This is a genomic window from Mycobacterium sp. E1715 (assembly GCF_001667625.1).
Taxonomy (GTDB): Bacteria; Actinomycetota; Actinomycetes; order Mycobacteriales; family Mycobacteriaceae; genus Mycobacterium.
Map to the genome: position 1 here is coordinate 18282 of NZ_LZJJ01000526.1, position 14543 is coordinate 32824.

The 14543-nt window shown below is 69.3% G+C and carries 15 protein-coding genes and 1 pseudogene; 9 read left to right on the top strand and 7 right to left on the bottom strand.

Features of this window, described 5'->3' with window-relative positions:
• Positions 1–3 precede the first annotated feature (3 nt).
• Positions 4–1035, top strand: coding sequence for a class II fructose-bisphosphate aldolase (gene fbaA / locus A9X03_RS25790; protein ID WP_067780090.1), 1032 nt, complete (start codon positions 4–6; stop codon positions 1033–1035).
• A 47-nt stretch (positions 1036–1082) separates the two neighbouring features.
• On the opposite strand, the gene A9X03_RS25795 is transcribed toward fbaA, so the two are convergent.
• A complete protein-coding gene (locus A9X03_RS25795; RefSeq protein WP_067759386.1) occupies positions 1083–1913 on the bottom strand; it encodes a hypothetical protein in 831 nt (276 codons plus the stop codon).
• A 123-nt stretch (positions 1914–2036) separates the two neighbouring features.
• On the opposite strand from A9X03_RS25795, the gene A9X03_RS25800 reads away from it, so the two are divergent.
• Complete coding sequence (locus tag A9X03_RS25800) at positions 2037–2450, top strand: DUF3151 domain-containing protein (protein WP_067759425.1); 414 nt, start codon at positions 2037–2039, stop codon at positions 2448–2450.
• On the opposite strand, the gene A9X03_RS25805 is transcribed toward A9X03_RS25800, so the two are convergent.
• From A9X03_RS25805 to A9X03_RS25815, 3 genes are read right to left on the bottom strand one after another with little or no spacing between them, the layout of a single operon-like run.
• Entirely contained in the window at positions 2447–3343 is an 897-nt protein-coding gene (locus A9X03_RS25805) for a cation diffusion facilitator family transporter (RefSeq protein ID WP_067759389.1), read from the bottom strand. The two genes, A9X03_RS25800 and A9X03_RS25805, sit on opposite strands and share 4 nt — an antisense overlap.
• A 40-nt stretch (positions 3344–3383) precedes the next feature.
• Positions 3384–4157 (bottom strand): site-2 protease family protein, encoded by a 774-nt coding sequence (locus A9X03_RS25810; RefSeq protein WP_067780092.1) that lies wholly within the window; start codon positions 4155–4157, stop codon positions 3384–3386.
• 42 nt (positions 4158–4199) lie between these two features.
• Positions 4200–4616, bottom strand: a complete 417-nt coding sequence (locus tag A9X03_RS25815) for a DUF1772 domain-containing protein (protein ID WP_197498952.1) — start codon at positions 4614–4616, stop codon at positions 4200–4202.
• A gap of 247 nt (positions 4617–4863) precedes the next feature.
• Between A9X03_RS25815 and A9X03_RS30530 the strand changes: the two genes are divergently transcribed.
• The gene (locus A9X03_RS30530; RefSeq protein ID WP_231968956.1) at positions 4864–5307 is read left to right on the top strand and encodes a hypothetical protein; all 444 of its coding nucleotides are present in this window, start codon (positions 4864–4866) and stop codon (positions 5305–5307) included.
• Positions 5308–5786: 479 nt separating this feature from the next.
• Here the strand turns inward: A9X03_RS30530 and A9X03_RS25820 are convergent, their stop codons facing one another.
• Positions 5787–6413, bottom strand: coding sequence for a peptidase M50 (locus A9X03_RS25820; protein WP_067759395.1), 627 nt, complete (start codon positions 6411–6413; stop codon positions 5787–5789).
• A 307-nt stretch (positions 6414–6720) separates the two neighbouring features.
• Here A9X03_RS25820 and A9X03_RS25825 point away from each other — a divergent pair, with 307 nt between their 5' ends.
• From A9X03_RS25825 to A9X03_RS25850, 6 genes are all read left to right on the top strand, one after another.
• Positions 6721–7599, top strand: coding sequence for a histidine phosphatase family protein (locus tag A9X03_RS25825; protein WP_067785857.1), 879 nt, complete (start codon positions 6721–6723; stop codon positions 7597–7599).
• A 254-nt stretch (positions 7600–7853) separates the two neighbouring features.
• Complete coding sequence (locus A9X03_RS25830) at positions 7854–9152, top strand: adenylosuccinate synthase (protein WP_067785860.1); 1299 nt, start codon at positions 7854–7856, stop codon at positions 9150–9152.
• Positions 9149–9787 (top strand): PaaI family thioesterase, encoded by a 639-nt coding sequence (locus A9X03_RS25835; RefSeq protein ID WP_067759412.1) that lies wholly within the window; start codon positions 9149–9151, stop codon positions 9785–9787. Before A9X03_RS25830 ends, A9X03_RS25835 begins: the two co-directional genes overlap by 4 nt.
• 29 nt (positions 9788–9816) lie before the next feature.
• Positions 9817–11043, top strand: coding sequence for a formate-dependent phosphoribosylglycinamide formyltransferase (gene purT, locus A9X03_RS25840; protein WP_067759416.1), 1227 nt, complete (start codon positions 9817–9819; stop codon positions 11041–11043).
• 20 nt (positions 11044–11063) lie between these two features.
• The gene (locus A9X03_RS25845; protein ID WP_067785863.1) at positions 11064–11498 is read left to right on the top strand and encodes a rhodanese-like domain-containing protein; all 435 of its coding nucleotides are present in this window, start codon (positions 11064–11066) and stop codon (positions 11496–11498) included.
• On the top strand, positions 11495–12721 hold the full coding sequence (locus A9X03_RS25850; RefSeq protein ID WP_068263663.1) for an O-succinylhomoserine sulfhydrylase: 1227 nt from the start codon (positions 11495–11497) through the stop codon (positions 12719–12721). The genes A9X03_RS25845 and A9X03_RS25850 overlap by 4 nt, the downstream gene beginning before the upstream one ends.
• A gap of 8 nt (positions 12722–12729) precedes the next feature.
• Here the strand turns inward: A9X03_RS25850 and A9X03_RS25855 are convergent, their stop codons facing one another.
• Both A9X03_RS25855 and A9X03_RS29960 read right to left on the bottom strand, forming a co-directional pair.
• Positions 12730–14109, bottom strand: a complete 1380-nt coding sequence (locus tag A9X03_RS25855; RefSeq protein ID WP_067759422.1) for an NAD(P)/FAD-dependent oxidoreductase — start codon at positions 14107–14109, stop codon at positions 12730–12732.
• 37 nt (positions 14110–14146) lie between these two features.
• Positions 14147–14543: pseudogene (locus tag A9X03_RS29960) on the bottom strand (hypothetical protein); the annotation flags it as partial.

Sequence of the window (14543 nt, forward strand, 5' to 3'; positions counted from 1 at the left end):
CCCATGCCCATCGCCACGCCCGAGGTATACGCCGAGATGCTGGGCCGCGCCAAGGAAAACTCGTACGCCTTCCCGGCCATCAACTGCACCTCCTCGGAGACGGTCAACGCGGCGATCAAGGGCTTCGCCGACGCCGGCAGCGACGGCATCATCCAGTTCTCCACCGGCGGTGCGGAGTTCGCCTCCGGCCTGGGGGTGAAGGACATGGTGACCGGCGCGGTGGCGCTGGCCGAGTTCACCCGCGTGATCGCGGCCAGATACCCGATCAATGTCGCGTTGCACACCGACCACTGCCCCAAGGACAAGCTGGACAGCTACGTGCGGCCGCTACTGCGGATCTCCGCTGAGCGGGTGGCCGCGGGGCAGGACCCGTTGTTCGGGTCGCACATGTGGGACGGCTCGGCCGTGCCGATCGACGAGAACCTGACCATCGCGCAGGAACTGCTCAAGGAGGCCGCGGCCGCCAAGATCATTCTCGAGATCGAGATCGGCGTCGTCGGCGGCGAGGAGGACGGCGTCGCCCACGAGATCAACGACAAGCTGTACACCACGCCGGAGGACTTCGAGAAGACCATCGAGGCGCTCGGGCACGGCGAGCACGGCAAGTACCTGCTGGCCGCGACGTTCGGCAATGTGCACGGCGTCTACAAGCCGGGCAACGTCAAGCTGCGGCCCGACATCCTGGCCCAGGGCCAGCAGGTCGCCGCGGCCAAGCTGGGCCTGCCCGACGGCGCCAAGCCGTTCGACTTCGTCTTCCACGGCGGGTCGGGCTCGCTGAAGTCGGAGATCGAGGAGGCGTTGCGCTACGGCGTGGTGAAGATGAACGTCGACACCGACACCCAGTACGCGTTCACCCGCCCGATCGCCGGCCACATGTTCAGCAACTACGACGGCGTGCTCAAGGTCGACGGCGAGGTGGGCAACAAAAAGGTCTACGACCCGCGCAGTTACCTCAAGAAGGGCGAGGCGTCGATGAGCGAGCGCGTGGTGGAGGCCTGCGAGGACCTGCACTGCGCCGGGAAGTCCGTCGGCTAGCCGCTCGAACGTGCGGCTGGCCGCACACTCGACGCCGAAGGCTCAACCTAGCCGCTCGGGGACTGGCAGATCTTCCACTGGTCATCGCGATACTGCAGGTCCAGGCTGCGGGTGGAACGGACCTGCGGGTCGTAGGCCATGAACGTGGTGACGTTGGCCTCGGCGTGCTGGCCGTTGACCACCACCTGGTCGATGCTCGCGATCACCGGATACTGCCTGGCCGCCGAGACCCGGCGGTACGTCTCATCCCACGAGTGCTCGTCGTAGTCCACGTACCCGTCGCGGGTGGTGCCGCAGGTGATGGTGCGCAGCGTGGTCAGGTCGCCCTTTTGGATCGCGGTGTCGAAGCTCTGGATGGTTGTGCGGACCATGTCCTCCTGCGACACCTTCGTGTGCTTGCCGCGGGTGAGCAGCACCGTGCCCAGGATCGCGATCGCGGCCAGCGCCAGCACGATCACCACCAGCGCCAGCACCCAGCCCCAGTTGATCTGCCGGGAGGTGCGCAGCTTTCCGCCGAGTCGAGGCGGAATCGACTGTGGCACAGCGGATTTGGGGGGCACCCCAAGCTGCGCGGTCTGGCCCTCCGGAGGTGTCGAGAAGGCCTCGGTGGCGGGCTCCGGGGTGGTGGCGATCACCGTGGTCTCTTTGGCGTCGAAACCGGGCGCGGTGAAGCGGCGTTCGCGCTGCTGGGCGTCCGCGTCGTCCCCGGGAACCCCCGGGCCGCCGCCCGAATCGGGCCGGATCACGACGGTCTCCGTCTCGGAGTCGCTCGGGATGAGCGGGACGCCCTCTGTCGCGTCTTCGCCTGACTGCGCGGCCCATTCGTGCCCAGGCGCGTTCGGCGTGCCGCCGCGGTCGGGCTCGGGTGGCTGGGGCATGAGTACGGCTGTCCTCCGCTATCGGGTGGGGTAGTTGGAGAGCTTAGCGACCCGTCCCCCTCGATGGGGTGATGGTCGAGGTCCGCCGCCCCGGCGAAATGGGGCAGCTGCAGAATGGGAGCCATGACGCCGCCACGAGACCTGCTCGGACCCGACCCGACCCTGTTGCCGGGCGATCCCGACGCCGAGGCGGAACTGCTCGCCGGCGAGAAGCCCGCGATCGTCGCCGCCGCGCATCCGTCGGCGTCGGTGGCCTGGGCGGCGCTGGCCGAACAGGCGCTGGCCGACGAGCAGGCCGTCACGGCGTACGCGTACGCCCGCACCGGCTATCACCGCGGCCTGGACCAGCTGCGCCGGAACGGCTGGAAGGGCTTCGGCCCGGTGCCGTATTCGCATGAGCCCAACCGCGGGTTCCTGCGCTGTGTGGCGGCGCTGGCCCGGGCCGCCGACACGATCGGCGAATCCGAGGAACACCTGCGCTGCCTGGACCTGCTTGACGATTGCGACCCGGAGGCGCGGCCGGCGCTGGGCCTCTAGAAGCTCTCCGAACACTCCGCTTCGCCGGGCCCGTCGATCTGCACGGTGGCGTGCTCCAGCCCGCGCGCCGAGAGCACGGTCCGGGCGTCCTGCAGCACCCGGGCGGAGTCGCCGGTGCTGCGCAGGTGCGCGGTGCACATGTCCTTGCCCGGCGACAGCGTCCACACGTGTAGGTCGTGCACCTCGGTCACGCCGTCGACGGCGCCCAGCGCCGAGCGCAGCTCCTCCACGTCGATGTGGGTCGGCGACGATTCGGACAGGATCCGCAACGCTTCGCGGGCCAGCGAGATCGCCCGCGGCAGCACCCACAACGCGACCAGGACCGCCACCACCACGTCGGCGTAGGGCCAGCGGGTCGTGACGGTGACGATGCCGGCGATCAGCACCCCGAGGCTGCCCACACTGTCGGCGACCACCTCCATGTAGGCGCCCTTGACCGCCAGGCTCTGCCCGGAGTGCGACCGCAGCAGCAGCGCGACCACGAGGTTGGCCAGCAGGCCGGCGAGCGCGACCACGATCATCGGCACGCCGGGGACCGACGGCGTTTCCCTCAGCCGCTGGATCGCTTCCCAGAGAATGAACAGGGCCACCCCCATCAGCAGGCCCGCGTTGGCGACCGCCGTGAACACCTCGGCGCGGTGCCAGCCGTAGGTCCGCGACGGCGACGAGCTGCCGCGGCGGGCCAGCGTCACGGCGGCCAGGCCCATGAAGACGGCGACGACGTCGGTCAGCATGTGGCCCGCGTCGGCCAGCAGCGCGATCGAGTTGATGAGCAACGAGGTGGTCAGCTCGATCACGAAGAACGCCGCCAGGATGGCGGCGGCGACGATCATGCGAGGGATCAGCCGGGACCCGTCGGTCTCGGCGGGACTGTGACTGTGGCCTGCGCCCATGGCGAGCAATATATGCACATTCGCGCATATATGGCAAGGGTCAGAACCAGCGGCTCCAGAAGCGGGTCAGCACGTTGCCCGCCGACACCAGCCACGTCGGCACCCCCGAGAAGTCGAACAGCCACAGCACGGCCCCGAAGAACCAGTTACCGCCCGCCAGGAGCAAAAACAGCAGAATGAAGAAGCCCCATTGCTTGGCCGGCGCCACCGCGCGCTGGGTCTCGGGGCTTAGGTGCGGCTCCAGCGCGTCGTAGCCGTCCAGGCCCGGGATGGGCAGCACGTTCAGCACCACCGCGGTCAGCTGCAGGAATCCCAGGAAGGCCACGCCCGCCCAGAGCACCTGGTGGAACGGGTCGTAGAACACCCGCGTGAGGGTGAGCAGCAGCACCGCCAGCGCCAGGTTGGCCGCGGGGCCCGCGAGGCTGACCAGGGTGCGCTGGTTCGGCGTCATGAACCAGGTCCGCAGGTACACGGCGGCGCCCGGCAGGCCGATTCCGCCCAGCGCGATCACCACCATCGGCAGCAGCAGCGACAGCGCGGGATGGCTGTAACGCCGGGGATCCAGCGTCAGGTACCCGCGCACGGCGGCGTCGTGGTCGCCGAATCGCCAGGCGGTCACCGCGTGCCCGAATTCGTGCAGGCACAGCGACACCAACCAGCCGGCGATGACGAAGGTGAACACCCCGACGTACGCCAGTGGCCGCACGGTGCTGCCGGCCAGCCAGGCCAGCGCGCCGCCGGCCGCCGTCACGGCCACCAGGGCCAGGAAGATGGGGCTGGGTCGCAACGATTCGCGCCGGGCGGGCAGGTTCACCGGTCGAAACTATCGGACCGCCCGTCGACGGGGTTTGGCGCGCTACCGTGCGCCCCGCCGCGCGATGACCTGGCTCGCGCGGTTCGCGGCGATCAACGCGCCACACGCGGCGGCGATCCGAACCAGATTGAGCCGGTACCAGGTTCGGAGTCGGGCGGCCCGTACGTCTGGCGGCGGCGCCGTGTCGGCAAACATCACCGGGAGGTTCACCGTCCGGATCAGATAGCCGGTGAGGGCCAATCCGGTGACCGAGCATCCCGCCGTAACGGCCAACCAGCCCCTGGCGTCGTCGATTTCCCAGCCCTTGCTCACGGCTGCGGCCGTGGCCGCCACGGTGATCGGTGCGGCGGCAGCGTAATAGCGCACCGGGCTGCCCGGTGCCAACACCGATGACGGCCTCGGCTGGGCGGCAAGCCGCTCCGGGATATGGACGACCGCTTCGTAGATGTTGCCGAACAACCACTGCGCCTGTCCCAGCTGGGTCAGGTCCAGCAGCCGGACGACAACATTCGGCCGGCACGCAAGCCTATTCGCTGCCAATGGCGTCCCCCTCATGCGTGGAGTTCTCGAGAATATCGACGTTCCGCAGCCGCGAAATGTGACACGATGCGCTCCATTCGTCACGTCGACCGGCGCGCGGGTCAGGTGAATTCGCGGCGCAGGGGGTACCGACTAGGCATGACGGATAAATGGTTCTTCGACGTCGATGCGCCGGGACAACTTGACCCCGGCGGATCTGTGCGACCAGATCGAGCAGAAGATCCATCTCAACGCGGACAACCAAAGACCCCCTGAGGAGTTCGGCGACTGGCAGATGTGCGTGGCGGGCCCGGGACGCCACCATCCACAAGCTGAGCGCCGCCGTCGTCAACTTTTGCCTAATCGTCAAGCACCTGGCGTCGAAGCAGCAGGGCGACGGCGCCTAGCCCGCGACCTGCCGGACCGCCGGCCAGCCCTCGACGTTGCGGTAGAACAAGGAGTAAAACCCAAGGGCTTCAACCTGATCACCAGTGGCGATGGCAGAGGTGCCTCGCCAATCCCCGAGTCGAAACGCCGCCTCTGTAGCGTGGTGCGGCGCGCCCTAGCAGCCGCTCAAGCTGTTCGGCTGGTGGTCACGCGGCGCATTGTTGACAGCGATACAGAGGTCTGATCCTGCCCTTCCCGGTGGGGGCGCTGTGGGGAGCAGGGTTGCGGTTATGGTTGGGCTTGGGGGGTCCAGCGGTGCGGGGTCTGCGTTGGCCATGGCAGGGGTCAGCCCTATGACAGCCATCGCCAACCCACCGGCGAGAACGGTTATGGCGGCCGATTTTTTCAGCGTGGGCCCAGTGGTGCGGTCGAGGTGATGCGGCGTGATCATGATGATGTCTCCTCGTTTCGTCGCAGCCCCGGTGGGCCGGGCTGATAGGTAGGTAGGACCAGCCCGCCAATCGGAGAATCTGACAACTCTTTCTTTCGGGGACCGTTCAGGGCGGAAGCCGGAGATTCCAGGCAAATGGGTGGTGCGCCCAAACCTAGATTGAGGCTATTCGAGCGGGCTGGGGACGTCTCGCTTTTGCAGAACGAACTGTCAGCAAAGTCGCCAGCGCCGTAATGCGGACCGCGCTCGCGAATCCTGCGGACTCAGCCCAACTATCGGACCGCCAGCCAGCCCTCGACGTTGCGGTAGAACGTCGAGCGGCGCGCCGGCCGCGGCGCGGGTACGCCGTCGCGCACCACGTCGACGCCGGTGCTGCCCAGCTGGACCGCGCGCCCGGCGACCCAGCGGCGCCGGCCAACGCGGGCGCGCAGGCCGGGCACGGCCAGCGTCGGCTCGACGTGCACGCCGGGGACGTCCCCGTCGAACAACACGGTGTCGTCGACGACGGCCTCGCCACGCAGCGATCGCCCCTCGGACGGCAGCCAGCTCGCCCGCCCGACGACCACCGATCCGGTCTCGTCGCGGACCAGGGTCACCCGCCGCGCGGTGCCACGCCGGGCTCGCCGCGCCGCGCGCCGCCCGGCGGGCAGGCGGTAGGCCCGGCTCGCGCGGGTACGGCGGCGCGGCACGTAGGCCACCTCGACGTCGAGCCGCCCGGCGCGCAGCAGCCCGGTCAGCACGGCGGCCAGGTCGGCGTCGGCGCCGACCACCACCAGCCGCCGGTACGGCCCGATCGCGGAATCGGGATCGGCGCCGTGGACCGGCAGGCCGACCAGCGGTCGCGGCACCCGGCGATCACCGAACAGCAGCACCGCTACGGCGCCGTCTTCTGTGTTCACCAATAGCCTTGTCTTTCAATGCCTCTCGCGCACTCATCAGCCAGACCATTTGGGGGCCGGATAATCTCGTCATCACGACGTAGTCACAACATGATCTCGGACTGCGAAAGTTGTTGCGCCACCGCCCGATGGCAACCGGATACTTTACTCCTGCCACGGGGTCAACGAATGGGTGGCCAAGAGAACGGAGAACTGCCATTCGCCGACTCACCGCCTTCCTCTCAACCGCGCGAATCGCGCCGCCCGTGTCTGGTACCGGCCCGACGCGCGTCCGTTGCTGACGAGGCGACTCCGCCGTGCCGGCGCCGTGGCGGTTTCGGCTGTCCTGTTGTGCGTCGAGCCTGCGACGGCCTCGGCCGACGAATCGATCGTGATCGACCTGGTGCGGCATGGCCAGTCGGAGGGCAACGCGGCGCGGGTGATCGACACGGCGGTGCCCGGAACGGTGCTCACCGCGCTCGGGCAGCAACAGGCGCAGAACATCGCCACCACGCTGGCCGCGCAGGGTCCGCTCGCCGGGATCTTCGCGTCGCAGCTGACCAGGACCCAGCAGACGGCCGCCCCGTTGGCGGCCGCGTTGGGGATGAATGTTCAGGCACTGCCCGGCCTCAACGAGATCGACGCCGGCGCGTTCAACGGGCAACCGCAGTTCAGCCTCGCCGGGCTGGCGTACCTGCTGGGGCCGGTGGCGTGGTTGCTTGGGCTGCGCATCGTGCCGATGCTGGCTCCGGGCTCCACCGACGCCAACGGATTCGAGTTCCACAAACGCTTCAACGGCGCGCTGCAGACGATGTACGGCAACGCGGCGACCGACGCGGGTCGCTTCAACGACTCCCTGCAAACGATCTACGGCAACGCCATGGCCAACCCGGTCCGGGCCGCGGGCGGCAAGATCACCGAGGTGGCGTTCTCCAGCGAGTTCGCCATCGGCGTCGGGACGATGATGAGCGTCAGAAACCCCGATCCACTGCTCCTGCTGTTCGACCCGCTGCCCAACGCCGGTGTCGTCGTGGTCCAGGGCAACCCGCACGATGGCTGGACGCTGGTCAGCTGGAACGGCAAACCGGTGTGGCCGGGCTGGGCGGCCAAGAGGACCGAGCGCGACCCCAAGCAGCCCCTGTGCCTGATGCTGGAGGCACCGACCGCCGGCGGCGTATGCGCTGCTAAACCGCCCACGACGCCGTAAGTCCCGGCCGTGGAGGACACGAGCCGCGACCAAACGGCCCTTGTCGCGGGTACGTCGCTGCCCGACGTTTAGGATCGCCACGTGAGAGCGTCAAGCAAAGATGCCTCCAGCTACGCGCACGGTCCCGGAGCGCTCAACCGAGACCCTGGTGCGGGCAGGCAGCTCGAGCCACCGGGCGATGCCGCAAGCCGTTGCAGCGCTGCGAGATACGGTGCGTTGCCAGTAGAACCACAGTAAGCAGGCGGGAGCAAGTCATGCCGGCAATCGTCCTCATCGGCGCCCAATGGGGCGACGAGGGCAAAGGTAAGGCCACTGACCTGCTCGGTGGGCGCGTGCAGTGGGTGGTGCGCTATCAGGGGGGCAACAACGCCGGCCACACCGTCGTCCTGCCCAGCGGCGAGAACTTCGCGCTGCACCTGATCCCCTCGGGCGTGCTGACCCCCGGCGTCACCAACGTGATCGGCAACGGTGTGGTGGTCGACCCCGGCGTACTGCTCGACGAGCTCAAGGGCCTCGAGGACCGCGGGGTGGACACCACCAAGCTGCTGATCTCCGCCGACGCGCACCTGCTGTTGCCCTACCACGTCGCGATCGACAAGGTCACCGAGCGCTACATGGGCAACAAGAAGATCGGCACCACGGGCCGCGGCATCGGGCCGTGCTACCAGGACAAGATCGCGCGCCAGGGCATCCGCGTCGCGGACGTGCTCGACCCCGACCAGTTGACGCACAAGATCGAGGCCGCGCTGGAACTGAAGAACCAGATCCTGGTCAAGATCTACAACCGCAAGGCGCTGGACCCGCACCAGGTCGTCGACGCCCTGCTGCATCAGGCCGAGGGCTTCCGGCACCGCATCCGCGACACCCGCCGGCTGCTCAACACCGCGCTCGAGACCGGCGAGACGGTGCTGCTGGAGGGCTCCCAGGGCACCCTGCTCGACGTCGACCACGGCACGTATCCCTATGTGACGTCGTCGAATCCGACCGCAGGCGGCGCGGCCGTCGGGTCCGGCATCGGTCCCACCCGCATCACCACCGTGCTCGGGATCCTCAAGGCCTACACCACCCGGGTGGGTTCCGGGCCGTTCCCCACCGAGCTGTTCGACGCCAACGGCGAATACCTGTCGAAGACGGGCGGCGAGTTCGGCGTCACCACCGGGCGGCGCCGCCGCTGCGGCTGGTTCGACGCCGTGATCGCGCGCTACGCCACCCGGGTCAACGGCATCACCGACTTCTTCCTGACCAAGCTCGACGTGCTCTCCAGCCTGGAGACGGTCCCCATCTGCGTCGGTTACCGCATCGACGGCGATCGCACCAACGACATGCCGATGACGCAGAGCGACCTGGCGCGCGCCGAGCCGATCTACGAGGAACTGCCCGGCTGGTGGGAGGACATCTCCGGCGCGCGCGAATTCGACGACCTGCCCGCCAAGGCGCGTGACTACGTGCTGCGGCTGGAAGAGCTTGCCGGGGCGCATGTTTCGTGCATCGGCGTCGGGCCGGGGCGGGAACAGACGATCGTGCGCCGCGACGTGCTGGCGGCGCGCCCGTGACGGAACCGGACCCGAAAGAACTCGACCCCGACTACGAACACCACGGCGGCTTTCCCGAATACGGCCCGGCCAGCCCGGGCCCGGGCTTCGGCCGGTTCGTCGCGGCCATGCGCGCGCTGCAGGACCTGGCGGTGTCCGCCGACCCGGGTGACGACGTGTGGGACGACGCGGCCGACCGCGCCGCGGCGCTGGTGCAGCTGCTCGGCCCGTTCCAGGCCGACGAGGGCAAGGCACCGGCCGGGCGCACGCCCGACCTGCCCGGCATGGGCAGCCTGCTGTTGCCGCCCTGGACGTTGACCAGGTACGCGCCGGACGGCGTCGAGATGACCGGCTACTTCAGCCGGTTCCATGTCGGCGGAAACCACGCCGTGCACGGCGGTGTGTTGCCGCTGCTGTTCGACCACATGTTCGGCATGGTGTCGCACGCCGCGGGACGGCCGATCAGCCGCACCGCGTTCCTGCACGTCGACTACCGCAAGGTCACCCCGATCGATGCGCCCCTGGCTGTGCGCGGCCGCGTCACGAGCACCGAGGGCCGCAAGGCGTTCGTCGCCGCCGAACTCGTCGACGGTGACGACGCGGTGCTGGCCGAGGCCAACGGGCTGATGGTGCGGCTGCTTCCCGGTCAACCTTGAGTTGCCCGCCGCGCACCTATCCTTGAGCGGTGACCGACGGACCCGACGACAAGACGACCGCGCTCACCGTCCCGCCGCAACCGCCGGCGGGGAAGGCCGACACCCGGCCGCGGGTGGCGTTGGTGGGCGCCGGTGAGCTCGCCCGCGAACTGGCGATCGCCCTGGGCCGCCTCGGCGCGCGGGTGATCGCCCTCGACGAGCGCGCCGACGCCCCCGCGCACGCGGTGGCCGATCAGTCGCTGGTGGTGGCGATGACCGATGCAGACGAGCTGACCAAGGCGATTCGCGGGCTGCAGCCGGACTTCGTGGTCACGACCACCGACGCCGTCGCGGCCCAAGCTCTGGAGGGGCTCGAGGGCCCGCAGCTGGTGCCCAGCGCGCATGCCGTGCGGCTCGCCGCCGACCGCGAGGGCCTGCGTCGGCTGGCCGCCGACGAGCTGGGGCTGCCCACCGCGCCGTTCTGGTTCGTCGGCTCGGCCGGCGAACTCGAGGCGGTGGGCGCGCACGCCGGTTACCCGCTGCTGGTGCAGCCGGTGCTCGCGGGCGCCGGGCGGGGCCAGTCGGTCGCGTCGGGTCCCGACGACATCGGGCCGGCCTGGCAGCGCGCGACGAGAGGCCACGGCGAGCAGCACCGGGTGCTGGCCGAGACCGTCGTGGAGGTCGAGTTCTACGTCACCCTGCTGGCGGTGCGCAGCGACGGTCCGCAGGGGCCCCGGATCGACTTCTGCTCACCGGTCGGCCACCCCGAGCCCACTCCCGACGTGCTCGAGTCCTGGCAACCGCAGAGCATGACCGCGGCCGCGATGGACGCCGCCAAATCGATCGCCGCGCGGATCGTCAAGGCGCTCGGCGGGCGCGGCGTCTTCGCCGTCGAGCTGATGATCAACGGCGACGAGGTGTACTTCGTCGACGTCACGCCCCGCCCCACCGACAGCGCCTGGGCGACGGTGCCCAGCCAGCGGCTGTCGGCGTTCGAACTGCAGGCCCGCACCGTCCTCGGGCTGCCGGTTGACACCATCATGATTTCGCCGGGCGCGGCCCACCGGGTGGAGCGCGCCGACGCGCCGCCCGTCGCGATCGCCGGGGCGCTGGGCGTGCCGGAAAGCGACCTTCGCCTGGCCGGGCGGGCATTCCAGGCGCTGGCGACGGCGCCGGACGTGACGGCCGCGCGCGACCGCGCGCGCGACGTCGCGGACCGGCTGGCGGTGCGGCACCAGGGCCCGCACAGCTCGGTCACGCGAGAGGCGCGGTTGTAACCTCGCTACCATCCGAGGTCATGAGCACAGAGCGCACAGGCTCCTACGCCGGAGACATCACGCCAGAGCAGGCATGGAAGCTGCTGAGCGACAACCCCGACGCGGTGCTGGTCGACGTGCGCACCGACGCCGAATGGCGGCTCGTCGGCGTGCCCGACCTGTCCAGCCTGGGCCGCGAGGTGGTGTTCATCGAGTGGAACACGTCCGACGGCACCTTCAACGCCAACTTCGCCGACGAACTGCGCGACCGGGTGCCCGAGACCGAATCCGTACGGCCGGTGGTCTTCCTGTGTCGCTCGGGCAACCGCTCGATCGGTGCCGCCGAGGTCGCCACCCGGGCCGGCATCACCCCGGCCTACAACGTGCTTGACGGGTTCGAAGGCCACCCGAACGCCCAGGGGATTCGCGGTGAATCAGGTTGGCGCGCAATCGGATTGCCCTGGAAGCAGCTATGAGTTCACCGTCGGGGGATTCCGTCCGCGAGCCCAAGGCGCTGCCCGACGGCGTCAGCCAGGCCACCATCGGCGTACGCGGGGGACTGCTGCGCTCGGGGTTCGACGAGACCGCAGAGGCGATGTTCCTGACGTCCGGGTATGTCTACGATTCGGCGGCCGTCGCGGAGAAGTCCTTCACCGGCGAGCTGGACCACTTCGTCTACTCGCGGTACGGCAACCCGACCGTGACGATGTTCGAGGAGCGGTTGCGCCTGATCGAGGGCGCGCGGGCCGCGTTCGCCACCGCGAGCGGCATGGCGGCGGTGTTCACGTCGCTGGGCGCGCTGCTGGCCGCCGGGGACCGGCTGGTCGCGTCGCGCAGCCTGTTCGGCTCGTGCTTCGTGGTGTGCAACGAGATCCTGCCGCGCTGGGGCGTCGAGACCGTGTTCGTTGACGGCGACGACCTGGCGCAGTGGGAGGAGGCGCTGTCGAAGCCGACGCAGGCAGTGTTCTTCGAGACGCCGTCGAACCCGATGCAGTCGCTGGTGGACATCGCCGCGGTGGTCGAGCTCGCGCACGCCGCGGGCGCAAAAGTGGTGTTGGACAACGTCTTCGCAACTCCGCTGCTGCAGCAGGGCATTCCGCTGGGCGTCGACGTGGTGGTGTACTCGGGCACCAAGCACATCGACGGTCAGGGCCGGGTGCTGGGCGGCGCGATCCTGGGCGACAAGGAGTACATCGACGGCCCGGTGCAGAAGCTGATGCGGCACACCGGGCCGGCGCTCAGCGCCTTCAACGCCTGGGTGCTGGTGAAAGGCCTTGAGACACTGGCGGTCCGGGTGGAACACAGCAATTCCTCGGCGCACCGGATCGCGGAATTTTTGGAGACCCATCCTGCGGTGAGTTGGGTCCGCTACCCGTTCCTGCCGTCGCACCCGCAGTACGACCTGGCCAAGCGCCAGATGTCGGGTGGGGGGACGGTGATCACCTTCGCGCTCGACTGCCCCGACGACAAAGCCAAGCCGCGGGCGTTCGAGGTGCTGGACAAGCTGCGGCTGATCGACATCTCCAACAACCTGGGCGACGCGAAATCCCTTGTCACACATCCGGCCACGACCACCCACCGGGCGATGGGCCCGGAGGGGCGCGCAGCGATCGGCCTGGGCGACGGCGTGGTGCGAATCTCCGTCGGGCTCGAGGGCTCCGACGACCTGATCGCCGACATCGACCAGGCTTTGAGCTAGTCGAAGGGCTAACCGGCCTGCTTCTCGGCGGCTTCGATGCGTTCGGCCGCCGCCAGTGAGCCCTCCTGCGCCTGGCGCTCCACCCAGTCCACCACCGGCCGGGCGTACATCATCTGGCTGGTGATGGCCATCTGGCCGCGGGTGCGGCCCAGGAAGGAAATGCCCCAGGAGAACATGGCGGCGATGCGGTTGCGGAACCCGACCAGGTACAACAGGTGCAACAGCAGCCACGCCAACCAGGCGATGAAGCCGCCGAACTCCAGCTTTCCGACCTTGGCGACGGCGCTGTACCGCGAAATGAGGGCCATGCTGCCCTTGTCGAAGTAGTTGAACGGCTTCCGGTTGGCCGGGTCGTCCTGGCCCTTCACCGCCTGCTTGATCAACTTGGTGACGTAGTGCGCCCCCTGGATCGCGCCCTGGGCCATCCCGGGGACGCCGGGCACCGACATCAGGTCGCCGATGACGAACACGTAGGGATGCCCCTTGACGGTGAGGTCGGGCTCGACGATCACCCGCCCGGCGCGGTCGGTCTCGGTCCCGTCGGACTGCTCGGCGACCATCTTGCCCAGCTCGCTGGCCTGCACGCCGGCGGCCCACACCTTGCACGCGCATTCGATGCGCCGCTCGCCGCCGTCCTTCTCCTTGACGGTGATGCCCATGTAGTCCACCGAGGTCACCATGGCGTTCAGCTGCACCTCGACGTCCATCTTCTGCAGCCGCCGTTTCGCCTTCAAGCCCAGGTTCTCGCCCATCGGCGGCAACACCGCGGGCGCGGCGTCGAGCAGGATGACCCGGCACTCGCTGGGCGTGATCGTCCGGAACGCCCCGGCCAGGGTGCGCTCGGCGAGCTGGACGATCTCGCCGGCCAGCTCGACCCCGGTCGGGCCCGCGCCCACCACCACGAACGTCAGGCGGCGCTGCCGCTCGGCCGGGTCGGTGGCGACTTCGGCCGCCTCGAACGCGCCGAGGATGCGGGCCCGCAGCTCGAGGGCGTCGTCGACGCTCTTCATGCCGGGCGCGAAGGCGGCGTACTCGTCGTGGCCGAAATAGGACTGCTGCGCGCCGGCGGCGACGATGAGGCTGTCGAAGGGCGTCACGGTCTCCATGCCCATCAGGTGCGACGTCACGGTCTTGGCCGTCAGGTCGATGGCGTTGACGTCGCCCCACAGCACCCGGACGTTCTTCTGCCTGCGCAGGATCAGCCGGGTGGTCGGGGCGACGTCGCCCTCGGACAGGATGCCGGTGGCCACCTGGTACAGCAACGGCTGGAAGAGGTGGGTCGTGGTCTTGGAGATCAGGGTGACGTCGACGTCGGCCCGCTTGAGTGCCTTGGCCGCGTTCAGGCCACCGAATCCGCTTCCGATGATGACGACGCGATGACGCGACATGCTCACCCCCTTACCGTACGACGCCGCCGGAAAGCGGCTAGAACGGCCACCCGTTGGAGTTGTCCTTGAATTTGCCGTTGACCGCGGTGCAGAAGTCGTCCGCGGTGCCGGCCAGCAACACGTAGTAGGTCTCGCCGCGGCGGCTCTCGTAGGTGTTGGGGGTGCTCCAGCCGCTGTTGCACAGCGAGGTCTGGGTGCCGGCCGTGGCGCGCCGCCAGTTGGTCTTGGCGCAGCCGGCCAGGGCGTCGACGTTGGGCGTCGCGCTCTTGGCGGCGACCACCATCGCGCCTCCCCATTGGCCGTCGCTGCGCCGGAAGGCGCGCGCCCCGAATCCGGCGTTGTTCGTCTGGCACGCCAGCGCGCGCCGCATCAGCGAGAAGGGCGCCGCCAGTTGGGAATTGGGGCTCGCAGCGGCGGCCGTGATGAATTGTGCG

Bases quoted from the DNA above. Each gene is read 5' to 3' on its own strand.
- A9X03_RS30530 (WP_231968956.1), top strand. From the start codon at position 4,864: ATGCGCCGGGACAACTTGACCCCGGCGGATCTGTGCGACCAGATCGAG.
- A9X03_RS25800 (WP_067759425.1), top strand. From the start codon at position 2,037: ATGACGCCGCCACGAGACCTGCTCGGACCCGACCCGACCCTGTTGCCG.
- A9X03_RS25850 (WP_068263663.1), top strand. From the start codon at position 11,495: ATGAGTTCACCGTCGGGGGATTCCGTCCGCGAGCCCAAGGCGCTGCCC.
- A9X03_RS25795 (WP_067759386.1), bottom strand. From the start codon at position 1,913: ATGCCCCAGCCACCCGAGCCCGACCGCGGCGGCACGCCGAACGCGCCT.
- A9X03_RS25805 (WP_067759389.1), bottom strand. From the start codon at position 3,343: ATGGGCGCAGGCCACAGTCACAGTCCCGCCGAGACCGACGGGTCCCGG.
- fbaA (WP_067780090.1), top strand. From the start codon at position 4: ATGCCCATCGCCACGCCCGAGGTATACGCCGAGATGCTGGGCCGCGCC.
- A9X03_RS25855 (WP_067759422.1), bottom strand. From the start codon at position 14,109: ATGTCGCGTCATCGCGTCGTCATCATCGGAAGCGGATTCGGTGGCCTG.
- A9X03_RS25830 (WP_067785860.1), top strand. From the start codon at position 7,854: ATGCCGGCAATCGTCCTCATCGGCGCCCAATGGGGCGACGAGGGCAAA.
- A9X03_RS25845 (WP_067785863.1), top strand. From the start codon at position 11,064: ATGAGCACAGAGCGCACAGGCTCCTACGCCGGAGACATCACGCCAGAG.